This is a genomic window from Mycolicibacterium sp. HS_4_1 (assembly GCF_054515875.1).
In genome coordinates this window covers 5043361-5055921 of the sequence record NZ_CM137261.1, presented here as the reverse complement: position 1 = coordinate 5055921, position 12561 = coordinate 5043361, and the positions used below count along the sequence as shown (strand labels likewise).

Annotated in this window: 12 protein-coding genes and 1 pseudogene; 8 read left to right on the top strand and 5 right to left on the bottom strand. The window is 64.7% G+C overall.

From position 1 onward, the window contains the following. Positions 1–3: 3 nt before the first annotated feature. A pseudogene (locus ACX12F_RS24500) lies at positions 4–159 on the bottom strand (class I SAM-dependent methyltransferase); the annotation flags it as partial. Between the two features lie 106 nt (positions 160–265). On the opposite strand from ACX12F_RS24500, the gene lpdA reads away from it, so the two are divergent. Both lpdA and ACX12F_RS24490 read left to right on the top strand, forming a co-directional pair. After that, positions 266–1672: a dihydrolipoyl dehydrogenase gene (gene lpdA / locus ACX12F_RS24495; protein ID WP_459366869.1), complete on the top strand. Its 1407-nt coding sequence runs from the start codon at positions 266–268 to the stop codon at positions 1670–1672. A 67-nt stretch (positions 1673–1739) separates the two neighbouring features. Next, positions 1740–1949: a hypothetical protein gene (locus ACX12F_RS24490; protein ID WP_459366868.1), complete on the top strand. Its 210-nt coding sequence runs from the start codon at positions 1740–1742 to the stop codon at positions 1947–1949. Between the two features lie 66 nt (positions 1950–2015). Here the strand turns inward: ACX12F_RS24490 and ACX12F_RS24485 are convergent, their stop codons facing one another. Further along, positions 2016–2597, bottom strand: coding sequence for a carboxymuconolactone decarboxylase family protein (locus ACX12F_RS24485; protein WP_459366867.1), 582 nt, complete (start codon positions 2595–2597; stop codon positions 2016–2018). A gap of 86 nt (positions 2598–2683) precedes the next feature. Between ACX12F_RS24485 and ACX12F_RS24480 the strand changes: the two genes are divergently transcribed. Continuing rightward, positions 2684–4015: a phosphatase PAP2 family protein gene (locus ACX12F_RS24480; protein WP_459366866.1), complete on the top strand. Its 1332-nt coding sequence runs from the start codon at positions 2684–2686 to the stop codon at positions 4013–4015. 117 nt (positions 4016–4132) lie between these two features. Next, positions 4133–4873 carry an SDR family oxidoreductase gene (locus ACX12F_RS24475; RefSeq protein WP_459370492.1) on the top strand — a complete coding sequence of 247 codons (741 nt, stop codon included), beginning with the start codon at positions 4133–4135 and terminating at the stop codon, positions 4871–4873. A 28-nt stretch (positions 4874–4901) separates the two neighbouring features. Here ACX12F_RS24475 and ramB read toward each other — a convergent pair whose 3' ends face one another. Next, on the bottom strand, positions 4902–6323 hold the full coding sequence (gene ramB / locus ACX12F_RS24470; RefSeq protein WP_459366865.1) for an acetate metabolism transcriptional regulator RamB: 1422 nt from the start codon (positions 6321–6323) through the stop codon (positions 4902–4904). Positions 6324–6449: 126 nt separating this feature from the next. Here ramB and ACX12F_RS24465 point away from each other — a divergent pair, with 126 nt between their 5' ends. The 4 genes from ACX12F_RS24465 (at position 6450) to ACX12F_RS24450 (ending at position 10851) form a co-directional block, all read left to right on the top strand. Continuing rightward, positions 6450–7319, top strand: coding sequence for an acyl-ACP thioesterase domain-containing protein (locus ACX12F_RS24465; RefSeq protein ID WP_459366864.1), 870 nt, complete (start codon positions 6450–6452; stop codon positions 7317–7319). Between the two features lie 251 nt (positions 7320–7570). Further along, positions 7571–8863: an isocitrate lyase gene (gene aceA / locus ACX12F_RS24460; RefSeq protein ID WP_459366863.1), complete on the top strand. Its 1293-nt coding sequence runs from the start codon at positions 7571–7573 to the stop codon at positions 8861–8863. A gap of 133 nt (positions 8864–8996) precedes the next feature. Beyond that, positions 8997–9812: a 3-hydroxybutyryl-CoA dehydrogenase gene (locus ACX12F_RS24455; RefSeq protein WP_459370491.1), complete on the top strand. Its 816-nt coding sequence runs from the start codon at positions 8997–8999 to the stop codon at positions 9810–9812. Positions 9813–9975: 163 nt separating this feature from the next. Further along, positions 9976–10851, top strand: coding sequence for a cyclopropane mycolic acid synthase family methyltransferase (locus ACX12F_RS24450; RefSeq protein WP_459366862.1), 876 nt, complete (start codon positions 9976–9978; stop codon positions 10849–10851). Positions 10852–10925: 74 nt separating this feature from the next. On the opposite strand, the gene ACX12F_RS24445 is transcribed toward ACX12F_RS24450, so the two are convergent. Together ACX12F_RS24445 and ACX12F_RS24440 are read right to left on the bottom strand one after the other, a co-directional pair. After that, on the bottom strand, positions 10926–11786 hold the full coding sequence (locus ACX12F_RS24445; RefSeq protein WP_459366861.1) for a polyphosphate kinase 2 family protein: 861 nt from the start codon (positions 11784–11786) through the stop codon (positions 10926–10928). Between the two features lie 4 nt (positions 11787–11790). Further along, on the bottom strand, positions 11791–12495 hold the full coding sequence (locus ACX12F_RS24440) for a TetR/AcrR family transcriptional regulator (protein WP_459366860.1): 705 nt from the start codon (positions 12493–12495) through the stop codon (positions 11791–11793). Positions 12496–12561 lie beyond the last annotated feature (66 nt).

Here is a 12561-nt window from a genome sequence, read left to right as displayed (position 1 = left end):
GCGTCGGCCCACCTGTGCTTCCTGCAGCGTCATGTCGTCGCGCACGAAGTAGGCGCAGCTGTAGGTCTGGGTCGGATCGAGGAACAGCCGGAAGAACTCGTCAGACAGGTCGTAGTGCGCCTGCACGTCGCTGAAGTGCGGCATCAAGGAATTTGACATGGGGCATCGACCCTTTCCGGCGATAGGTCCCCGCGGCATACCCACGTTTCGCGCAGTTGAATCGGTCTCCCGACCCTCCTCGTCGCCGCGCCTATAAGGTGTGCATGTGACTCACTATGACGTCGTCGTTCTCGGAGCCGGCCCCGGCGGATATGTCGCCGCCATTCGCGCAGCCCAGCTGGGGCTGACCACCGCCATCGTCGAACCGAAGTACTGGGGCGGCGTCTGTCTCAACGTGGGATGCATCCCATCCAAGGCCCTGCTGCGCAATGCGGAGCTGGCGCACATCTTCACCAAGGAAGCCAAGACCTTCGGCATCAGTGGCGAGGCCAGCTTCGACTTCGGCGCGGCGTTCGACCGCAGCCGCAAGGTCGCGGAGGGCCGCGTCGCGGGCGTGCACTTCCTGATGAAGAAGAACAAGATCACCGAGGTTCACGGCTACGGCACCTTCACCGGGCCCAAGTCGATGTCGGTCAAATTGAACGAGGACGGCGGCGCTGGAGGTTCGGAGGAGCTCACCTTCGACAACGCGATCATCGCGACCGGCTCGTCGGTCCGGCTGGTGCCCGGCACCTCGCTGAGCGAGAACGTCGTCACCTACGAGAAGCAGATCATGACGCGGGAGCTGCCGGCCTCGATCATCATCGCCGGCGCGGGCGCCATCGGCATGGAGTTCGCGTACGTCCTGAAGAACTACGGCGTCGACGTGACCATCGTCGAGTTCCTACCGCGCGCGCTGCCCAACGAGGACGCCGAGGTCTCCAAGGAGATCGAGAAGCAGTACAAGAAGCTGGGCGTCAAGATCCTCACCGGCACCAAGGTCGAGTCCATCACCGACAACGGGTCGGATGTGACCGTCGTGGTGAGTAAGGACGGCAAGACCGACGAACTCAAGGCCGAGAAGGTGCTGCAGGCCATCGGTTTCGGGCCCAATGTCGACGGATTCGGCCTCGAGACGACGGGTGTGGCGCTCACCGAGCGCGGCGCCATCGCCATCGACGACTACATGCGCACCAACGTCCCGCACATCTACGCGATCGGTGATGTGACCGCCAAGTTGATGCTGGCGCACGTGGCCGAGGCGATGGGCGTGGTGGCCGCCGAGACCATCGCCGGTGCCGAGACCATGGCGTTCGGCGATTACCGGATGATGCCGCGCGCTACGTTCTGCCAGCCGCAGGTGGCGAGCTTCGGGCTCACCGAGGAGCAGGCCAAGGCGGAGGGCTACGAGGTCAAGGTCGCCAAGTTCCCGTTCACCGCCAACGGCAAGGCGCACGGCCTGGCCGACCCCACCGGCTTCGTGAAGCTGATCGCCGACGCCAAGTACGGCGAGCTGATCGGTGGCCACCTCATCGGACCCGACGTGTCCGAGCTGCTGCCCGAGCTGACGCTGGCCCAGAAGTGGGATCTGACCGTCAACGAGCTGGCCCGCAACGTGCACACGCACCCGACACTGTCGGAGGCGCTGCAGGAGGCCATCCACGGCCTGGCCGGCCACATGATCAACTTCTAGGCCGGATTTGCGCGCGAATGTTGTTGCCGCGATCGGCGGTTTGGTCGTCGGCCACATGTTGTGGCTGATGGCCATCTCGCTCGCGCTGGACACCACCAGGATCAGTTTCTGGGTGCTGGTGATGTCCGGCACGGTCTTCGTGGTGGCGGGCGTCGCCGTGTTCTTCGCTCGAAAGTTTCAGGAGCGCAAGGCTTTTGCGAAGTCCGCGTTCCTGTGGTGCCTGCCCGTCGCGCCGGTGCTGATGACGCTCGCCGTCCTCGGGGTGACGTACCTCTAGTCGCCGAGACTGAGCTTGTGTGTCAAGTTCTCACGGAATTTCGCACACAAGCTCATGTTCGAGCGCTCAGTCTGGGAAATCCAACGGGACGCGCAGCGTGGCGATGGTCGCCGCCAGGCCGTCGTATTGCGCTGCCAGCAGGCAGAATTCGATGAGCTGTTTACGATCGAGGTAGGACGCCAGCGACTTCCACGTCTGGTCGGACACCGAGCGCGTGATGACGAACTCGTCCGTCGCGGTGATCAGGACGCGCTGCCGGTCGGTGAGGCCCTCGGCGTCCGGGCCTTCGAAAATCCGGGCCTGTGTCTCGGCATCGACGCCGCGGCTGCGGGCGAGGCGACGGTGCTGCTGCAGCTCGTACTCGCTGCCGCGCAGATGCCCGACGCGCAGGATGACCAGCTCGGCATCCTTGAGCCCGAGCTTGCTGCGGCCCAGCAGCATTCCGGAGTAGGGCAGGAACGTCAGGAACAGCAGATGATGCTGGCCGAGGACATTGAAGAGGGTGAACCGCGGCGCCCGGATGGTCTTGGCGCCGATCTTGGCGATGACCCAGTTCAGCGGGCCGAGTTCACGGAAGCCGCCGGGTTCGATGCGGGCCGGCTCGATGGTGTTCACAATTCCCGAGTCTGGCACAGGCGAGGGCGTCATAGGGTCGAGCCATGGGGTGGAAACGGTGAGTCCCAAATTGGTCGCAAATTGCTGGTAGCGGCGCCCGACGACCTATCGTCTATGACGTGTTCACGGAACATTCACCCTTTCTTAAGGAGGGTGTACCGCCCCGGACGAAGGTCGCGATCGGCATTGCGTTGGTCGCGACGTTCATGTGCGCGCTGCAGATCACGGCGATGCTGTGTGGATTCCGGGGTCCGCTTGAGCGCTTGATCGGCGATTACGTCGGAAAGCCGGCGGGATTCACAGTCCCCTGGGCGGCGCTGGTGGTGGCCTTGATCGCGGTGCCGCGGCAGTATCGGCTGCCGGCTGCGGCCACTGCGCTGGGGCTCGACGTGGCCTTCGTCGCTGGGCGGGACTTTCTCGGCCTGCATTCAGCGATGGGCAGCGGTGCGCTGGTCGTTCTCACCGGGCTGGGGGTACTTGCCGTGCTGCGGTGGACCGGCCCGCAGCGGGACACTGCGCTCAAGGGCGTTGCCACCGGTCTGTTGCTCGTGCTGGCCACCAAAGCCGGTGACGCCTGGCTGACCATCACGTCGCTGACCCGCCCCACCGTTCTTGACGAGTTCGCGGCGCGGGCCGACGTCGCGCTGGGGCAGCCGTCCTGGGTGATGGCGCAGTTGGTCCAGCACCACGCGGTGCTCTACTTCGTACTGCACTGGGTGTATCTCGAACTCTCCGCCGCCGCGACCGTGGTGGCCATCTATCAGTTGTGGAACGTGACCACGGGTGGTCGTTGGCCGCGGCACTTCGTCGTCCGGACCTTCTTGGTGCTCGGTCTGATCGGTCCGTTGATTTATCTGATGTTCCCGTTGGTGGGGCCCACCTATGCGTTCGGCCCGGCCGGTGGCGGATTTCAGGTCGGCGACTTCTGGCCGGCGCTGCTGCCGCCGGTCGACGGGTCGGCGATGCCCATCGCGTTCGACACGTCGACGCCGCGCAACTGCATGCCGTCGCTACATACGGCATGGGCGCTGGCGGTGTTCATCCATTCGCGGTCGGGCCCAAGGTGGCTACGTATCGGCGGCACCTGTTGGTTGGTCGGCACCCTGGCCGCGACCCTGGGCTTCGGCTTCCACTACGGCGTCGACCTGGTGGTCGGTGCCGCGTTGTGCCTGACGGTGGAATCGGCTCTACGGGAACCGGTTCGGCCTGGTGTGCATGCCCGACTGCGGTTGATTGCCGGTGGCGCGGCCATCATCGTCGGCCTGATGCTGTGTGTTCGCTATCTGTCCGAGTGGATGGCGCAGTATCCAATCATGTTCGGACTGCTCATCATTGGCGCGTTCGCCACGTTGGCCTACGGCTTCTACGCCACGTTCTTCGCGCATCCGGGCGCGCCGGCGCCGGCGATCGAGCGGTTGCCCGGCGAGGCGTCGGAGAGTCCCACTGCGTGACGGCTGCGGGACGCAGCCAAGTTTCGTGCGCGCGGCTTCGGTGAGAGGGGCTAGGTTCGCCTGGATGAGCGTTCCGAACCCGGCGCGAGCGATATCGAGAGAGATCAGGTGTCGAAGATGTCTGGCGTCGACGGCAAAGTCATAGCCATCACCGGAGCTAGCAGCGGCATCGGTGAGGCGACCGCACTCCTGCTCGCGGAACGCGGTGCCGTGGTAGTTCTCGCTGCTCGGCGAAGAGAGCGACTCGACGAACTTGCCGACAAGATCCGCGCACGCGGTGGGCGGGTTCTCGCGTGTGCGACCGACGTTGCCCGCCACGGCGACCTGGAGCGGCTCGTCGCCAGTGCTGTAGATGAGTTCGGCCGGCTCGACGTGTTGGTGAGTAACGCCGGCATCAGCAAGATCGGACCAGTCTCCGATCTCGACGTTGACGGATGGTCGGCGATGATCGACGTGAATCTTCGGGGCGTGCTCCATGGCATCGCTGCGGCGCTTCCGGTGTTTCAGCGACAGGGCCAAGGTCACTTCGTGACCACCGTGTCAACCGCGGGACTCAAGATCGTGCCCAACATGGCGGTCTACGCGGCCACCAAGAACGCCGTGCGCACTCTCATGGAAGGGCTGCGCCAGGAGTCGAGGAACGGTGCGGTGCGGACCACATCGATATCGCCGGGGTTTGTCCGAACCGAACTCGACAGCTCGATCGAGGACCCAGCCGTCCGGGCGCAGATCCGCCGCGACATGGACGACTTCGGTATCCCGCCGGCTGCCATCGGGCGAGCCGTCGTCTTTGCTGTCGAACAACCGCACGACGTCGAGATCGGTGACATCACCATTCGCCCCACGGTGCAGGGTTAGACCAGGCTTTGCCCGCGCCGCCCCCGGGTCACTGATTGACGCGCTTGACCACGTACGGCGTCACGGTGCTGCGGTGTTCGTCGAGGTCCAGTTCCCGGCCCAGCGCGGGGAACGCCCGCTGCGGACAGTTGTCCCGCTCGCACACCCGGCAGCCCGAGCCGATGGGCGTCGCGGCCCCGCCGGACAGGTCCAGCCCTTCGGAGTAGACCAGCCGATTGGCATGGCGCAGTTCGCAACCCAGCCCGATGGCGAAAGTCTTGCCGGGTTGGCCGTAGCGCGCGGCCCGTCGTTCCACGGTGCGCGCCACCCACATGTAGTTGCGCCCGTCGGGCATCTGGGCGATCTGCACCAATACCTTGCCCGGGTTCGCGAATGTCTCGTAGACGTTCCAGAGGGGGCAGGTGCCGCCTGACGAGGAGAAGTGAAAGCCGGTGGCGGACTGGCGTTTCGACATGTTCCCGGCCCGGTCGACGCGGACGAACGACAGCGGCACGCCGCGCATCGACGGCCGCTGCAGCGTCGACAGCCGGTGTGCGATGGTCTCGTAACTCACCGCGTGGTACGCCGACAGTCGCTCGACGTCGTAGCGGAATTCCTCTGCGACGGCGTGGAATTGGCCATAAGGCAGCACTGCGGCCGCGGCGAAGTAGTTGGCCAGCCCCATGCGGGCCAGTTTCACGGACTCCTCGCTGGTGAAATTGCCTTCGGCCACCAGGCTTTCCAGCAGGTCGCCGAATTCCAGGTAGGCCAGCTCGGCGGCCAGCTTGAACACGAACTGCCCCGACGACAGGTGGCCGCCGATCTCCAGCGTCCTGGTCTCGGGGTCGTAGCGGTGCAGCACGTTGTCGCCGAGCTCGAGCCGCTGCACGATGCGCACGTGGTGCACGCGGCTCAGCCGCTCGGCCAGCTCGCGGGACAGCTCGGACCTCCGCATGTGCATGCGGAGGATGAACTCTTCGGCCGCGGTGTCGAGTTCGTGGAGGTAGTTCTGCCGCGTGTAGAAGTAGTCGCGCACCTCTTCGTGCGGCATGGTGATGGCCCCGGTGCCGCTGCCGTCGGAGAACCGGTCTTCGGTGGCCGCGGCCAGCTGTGCGGTCGACAACCGGTAGCGACGGTGTAGATCGACCATCGCGCGGGCCATCGTCGGGTGGGTGCTGACCAGGTCGGCGATCTCCGGAATGTCGACGTCGACGCCCAGGTCCCGGTCCATCAGCGCTTCGCGCAACTCGGCGACCAGACGGGTGTCGTCCTGTGAGGCGAAGAACGTCGCGTCGACCCCGAACACCTCGGTGATGCGAAGCAGCACGGCCACGCTCAGGGGCCGGACATCGTGCTCGATCTGGTTGAGGTAGCTGGGCGAGATGTCGAGCATCTGAGCCAGCGCGGCCTGGCTGAAGCCGCGTTCGCCGCGGAGCTGACGCACCCGTGAGCCAACGAAAGTCTTCGCCATGGACCCCAGCCTAACAACTATGTGAATAGTGCCTTCGCATTATTGGCAAAACGACGCTGTGGCAGTATCGGGCCCGCGGGGTGAGTTGGGCGATCCGGCCGAGGGGCCCCGTGTGGAAGGGATGCCATGAGCACTGCCGAAACCGCTGAGAAGACCGCCGAAAAGGCCAGCGTCACAGCTGCGACGGGCCTGGCCAAGGTCATGATGCCGGTCCCGGAAGGGCATCCCGACGTGTTCGATACGGGGTGGCCGCTGCGGATGGCCGACGTCGATCGGAACGGCCGGCTGCGGTTCGACGGCGCGTGCCGGCACATCCAGGACATCGGCCAGGACCAGCTTCGCCAGATGGGCTACGAAGACGTCCACCCCGCGTGGGTCGTCCGGCGCACCATGGTGGATCTGATCCGTCCCATCGAGGGTGGCGACATTCTGCGGCTGCGGCGCTGGTGTTCGGGCACGTCGAACCGGTGGTGTGAGATGCGCGTGCGGATCGACGGCCGCAAGGGCGGGCTGATGGAATCCGAGGCCTTCTGGATCAACATCAACCGCGAGACGCAGGGGCCCTCGCGGATCACCGATGACTTCCTGGCCGGACTGAAGCGGACCGCGACCGCCGACCGGTTGCGCTGGAAGGGCTACCTCAAGGCCGGCGCCCGCGAGGATGCGCTCCGGATCGTGGACTTCCCGGTCCGGGTCAGCGACATCGACCTGTTCGACCACATGAACAACTCCGTCTACTGGTCGGTTGTCGAGGACTACCTGCAGACCTACCGGCCCGAGCTGCTCGAGGCGCCGCTGCGGGTGACCATCGAGCACGACGCCGCGGTGGCCCTGGGGGAGCGGCTGGAGATCTTCACGCACGAATACCCGGCCGGATCGACCGAGAAATTCGGTCCGGAGCTGTGTGACCGCAGTGTTACAACGCTCACATATGTGGTCGGTGACGAGGTCAAAGCGGTCGCCTGCCTGTTCGCGCTGGAGAGTGCGCCGATTTAACAGTACGAGCGTACTGACCAGCGTATATCTGTTACCAATCAGTAGCTTCTGAACCGGTCAAGCTACCCAGCAACTTCGCAATCTTCGCAACTTGGCTATGGGTGTTGGCGAAAGTTGGCACTTGTAACCGCTGGACCTGCGGGTATGTGCTGTGTCATCGTCGTTGGCAGCACACAAGCGAAGTCGCCAAAGCGTTAACAATCACTTTGAATCTGACGCCCACAGTGACAAGTCACGAAGGAGCAGCTCCTATGTCGAACGTCGGTCAGCCACGTACCGCCGCTGAGATTCAGCAGGACTGGGACACCAACCCCCGCTGGAAGGGCATCACCCGCGACTACACCGCAGCTCAGGTTGAGGAGCTGCAGGGCAGCGTCGTCGAGGAGAACACCCTCGCGCGTCGTGGCGCCGAAATCCTGTGGGAAGCCGTCACCAAGGGCGACGGCTCCTACATCAACGCCCTGGGCGCCCTGACCGGCAACATGGCCGTTCAGCAGGTCCGCGCCGGCCTGAAGGCCATCTACCTGTCGGGTTGGCAGGTCGCAGGTGACGCAAACCTCTCCGGCCACACCTACCCGGACCAGAGCCTGTACCCGGCCAACTCGGTGCCGGCCGTCGTCCGCCGGATCAACAACGCCCTGCTGCGCGCCGACGAGATCGCCCGCGTCGAGGGTGACAAGAGCGTCGACAACTGGCTCGTTCCGATCGTCGCCGACGGTGAGGCCGGCTTCGGTGGCGCCCTGAACGTCTACGAACTGCAAAAGGCCATGATCGCCGCGGGTGCCGCCGGTACCCACTGGGAGGACCAGCTGGCCTCGGAGAAGAAGTGTGGCCACCTCGGTGGCAAGGTGCTGATCCCGACCCAGCAGCACATCCGCACCCTGACCTCGGCTCGCCTGGCCGCCGACGTCGCGGGCACCCCCACGGTCGTCATCGCCCGTACCGACGCTGAGGCCGCCACCCTGATCACCTCGGACGTGGACGACCGCGACAAGCCGTTCGTCACCGGTGAGCGCACCGCCGAGGGCTTCTACAACGTCCAGAAGGGCATCGAGCCCTGCATCGCGCGTGCCAAGGCCTACGCCCCGTACGCCGACATGATCTGGATGGAGACCGGTGTGCCGGACCTCCAGGTCGCCCGCAAGTTCGCCGAGGCTGTGAAGGCTGAGTTCCCGGACCAGCTGCTGTCCTACAACTGCAGCCCGTCCTTCAACTGGAAGCAGGCGCTGGACGACTCGACCATCGCCAAGTTCCAGAAGGAACTGGGTGCCATGGGCTTCACGTTCCAGTTCATCACCCTGGCCGGCTTCCACGCCCTGAACTACTCGATGTTCGACCTGGCCTACGGCTACGCCCGTGAGGGCATGACGGCCTACGTCGACCTGCAGGAGCGCGAGTTCGCCGCTGAGGCGCGTGGCTACACCGCCACCAAGCACCAGCGTGAGGTCGGCGCCGGCTACTTCGACAAGATCGCCACCACCGTGGACCCGAACACCTCGACCGCGGCTCTGAAGGGCTCGACCGAAGAAGGCCAGTTCCACTAAGCCTTTGGCTTGATACGGCAGGCCCCGCCCAGAAACTGGGCGGGGCCTGTCGCATATCTTCAGAAGTAATCACGAGGAGAGGACAGCGGTGAGCAACGCAATCGAACGAGTCGGGGTCATCGGGGCCGGGCAGATGGGCGGCGGTATCGCCGAGGTCTGCATCAAGGCAGGCGCGCAGGTCCTGGCGTTCGAGCCGACCGAGGCGCTGACGACCGCCGGCCGGGAGCGGATCACCAAGTCGCTGGACAACGCCGTCAAGAAGGGCAAGCTGACCGAGGCCGATCGGGACGCCGCGCTGGGTCGCCTCAGCTTCACCAACGACCTGGCCGACATGGCCGACCGTCAGCTCGTCATCGAAGCCATCGTCGAAGACGTCAACGTCAAGGCGAAGGTTTTCTCTCAGCTCGACGCGATCATCACCGACCCCGATGCGGTGCTGGCGTCGAACACGTCGTCCATCCCGATCATGCGCATCGCCGCGGCGACCAAGAACCCGAGCCGTGTGCTGGGTCTGCACTTCTTCAACCCGGTGCCGGTGCTGCCTCTGGTCGAGCTCATCTCCTCGGTGACGACCGCCCCGGAGGCCGCTGCCCGCGTCGAGACTTTCGCCGCCGAGGTGCTGGGTAAGAAGGTCGTGCGCGCGGCGGATCGCTCGGGCTTTGTTGTCAACTTCCTGCTGGTTCCCTACCTGTTGGCTGCCATCCGGATGGCCGAGTCGGGCTTCGCCACGGTCGAGGACATCGACACCGCGGTCGTTGCGGGGTTGTCGCACCCGATGGGCCCGCTGAAGCTTGCTGACCTGGTGGGCCTGGACACCATGAAGCTGATCGCCGACTCCATGTACCACGAGTACAAGGAGCCGCTGTACGCCGCCCCGCCGTTGCTGCTGCGCATGGTCGAGGCCGGCCAGCTCGGCAAGAAGTCCGGCAAGGGCTTCTACACCTACTGACAGACGCCCGGTTGGAGCCTGACAGTAATTTTCGTTAACCTTGCGTGCGGGTTGTTTTTCGCTGGGCCCGTCAGGGCGCGCACGTACGGGTATGTCAGCTGGCCGCAGCATGCGGTCGCGCCGCCCGCTCCAGCGGACGTAAACGCAAAGGATAGATACCGATATGTCACAAGCCGACATCGACTTGACTCCCCATTACGAGGAGTCGCAGTCGATCTACGACATCTCGAATGAGTTCTTCGCCCTGTGGCTCGGCCCGACCATGGGTTACACCTGCGGTTACTACGAGCGCGAAGACATGACTCTCGAGGAGTCGCAGAACGCCAAGTTCGACCTGGCGCTGGGCAAGCTGGACCTGAAGCCGGGCATGACCCTCCTCGACATCGGCTGTGGCTGGGGCGGCGCGCTGGAGCGGGCAATCACCCAGTTCGACGTGAACGTCATCGGCATCACACTGAGCAAGGAGCAGTCGGAGTACGCCCGCGAGCGGCTGGCCAAGATCGACACCAACCGCAGCATCGAAATCCGGATGCAGGGCTGGGAAGAGTTCGACGAGCCTGTCGACCGCATCGTCTCGATCGGCGCTTTCGAGGCCTTCAAGCAGGAGCGCTACCCGATCTTCTTCGAGCGTGCGTACAACATCCTGCCTTCGAGCGGCGGCCGCATGCTGCTGCACACGATCCTGGCGCACACCCAGCAGTTCTTTCGTGAGAACGGCATCAAGCTGACCATCAGCGACCTGAAGTTCATGAAGTTCATCGGCGACGAGATCTTCCCCGGCGGGCAGCTGCCGGCGGTCGAGGACATCGAGCAGCTCGCCGCGGGCTCGGGTTTCACCCTCGAGCGCATCCACCTGCTGCGTCCGCACTACGCACGCACGCTGGACATGTGGGCGGCCAACCTCGCTGCCAAGAAGGACGAGGCCATCGCCCTGCAGGGCCAGGAGGTCTACGACCGCTACATGAAGTATCTGACCGGTTGCGCCGACTTCTTCCGTCGCGGCATCACCAACATCGGCCAGTTCACGTTGGTCAAGTAGTTCGCTCTTTTGCGCCGAGGTGACGGTTGTTGACGGAATTCGGCCAGATTTCGTCGGAAACCGTCATGTCGGTGCTAAGCGGACTCCAGCCGCTTCTTCTCCGCCTCGACGTCGAAATCTGCTGTAGGCCAAGATAGTTGGAGCCGTTCGAGAGCTTCGATCAGTAGCTCGGTGATTGCCAGGCGGGAGTACCACTTGCGGTTGCACGGCACGATGTGCCATGGCGCGTATTCGGTGGAGGTGCGGTCCAGCAGGGCCTGGTAGGCCTCCTGGTACTTGGGCCACAGCAGCCGTTCGTCGATATCAGCCGGGTTGTACTTCCAGTACTTGTCCGGCCGGTCGAGCCGCTCCGCGAGCCGCTTCTTCTGCTCGTCCAGTGACACGAACATCGCAACCTTGATGATCGTCGTCCCGGCGTCGACGAGTTCGCGCTCGAAGGCGTTGATCTCGTCATACCGGCCCTCCCACACCGACCGCGGCACGAGGTCGTGCACCCGCACAATCAGCACGTCCTCATAGTGAGACCGGTCAAACACGCCGATGTGCCCGCCGGGGGGCAGGGCGTTGCGGATGCGCCACAGGAAGTGGTGCGACAGCTCTTCCGCGGTGGGCTTGCCGAAGCTGGCATAGCGAATCCCTTGCGGATTGCCATCTCCCACAACGTGTTTGACGATGCCGCCCTTGCCCGCGGTGTCCATGCCCTGCAGCACCAGCAGTATCGAACGGGTATCGCCGGACCGGCTGCTCGCGTACAGCATCTCCTGCAGTTCGGCGAACCGATCGTTGCGTTCGGTCTGCAGCTCCGGGGCGACGGCCTTCCTGCCGCGGAATCCCGGGGTGGCGTCCGGGTTGATATCGCCGACGCGAAGGCCGGGTTTGAACTCCAGGTGCTTGTGTGGTTCGTGGGTCCACAACGACGGCAGATCGGAGGTCACGCGATCAGTGAATCAGATGTGGCGGGATGGTCGGGGACGGATGTGACTGCGAGTTGAACTCCGCCAGTGACCCGCCCACTTCGACGATGCCGCGCAGTGCACTCCAGGACAACATGGTCAGGTAGTCGATGAGCTCCTGCGCGGTTATCCGGCGATTCGACATCCAGGAGTGGGTGGCCAGCTGCACGCCGCCGACGGTGTGGAACGCAAACGCGTCGACGCCGCGGGTGTCCATGCCGGCATGCGCCATCCGGCGACGCAGGACGACCGCGAGCATCCGCGCGATGATCTGCTCCGAGTCGGCGATGGCCTTGCTCTTGCTCGCCGAGCTGTTGGCGAAGACGAACGGATAAATCTCGGGCTCCGCGGCGACGGTGTCGACGTATACCCGGATGATCTCGCGGGTGAGTTCGAAGCCGTCGAGGTTCGACGACAGCGCCGACGCCATGTTGGGGATCAGCGTGGTCTGCGCGAAGCGCATCATCACCGCGGTCGTCAGGTCGTTCTTGTCGACGAAATAGCGGTACAGCACGGTCTTCGACACGCCGATCTCGGCCGCGATCTCGTCCATGCTGACGTTGCTGCCGCGACGTCGGACGGCCTCGAGTGTGCCGTCGACCAGCTCGTTGCGGCGATCGACCCTATGTTGGTGCCAGCGTCGTTTACGCCCGTCGGCTTTTGCCGACGAAGGTGCGTTTTGCTGTGCCACGGTCGCAGTAGGTCCATTCCGCTAGGTCCGCTTAATAATACGGGGCAACCATGGCGCGCATACAGG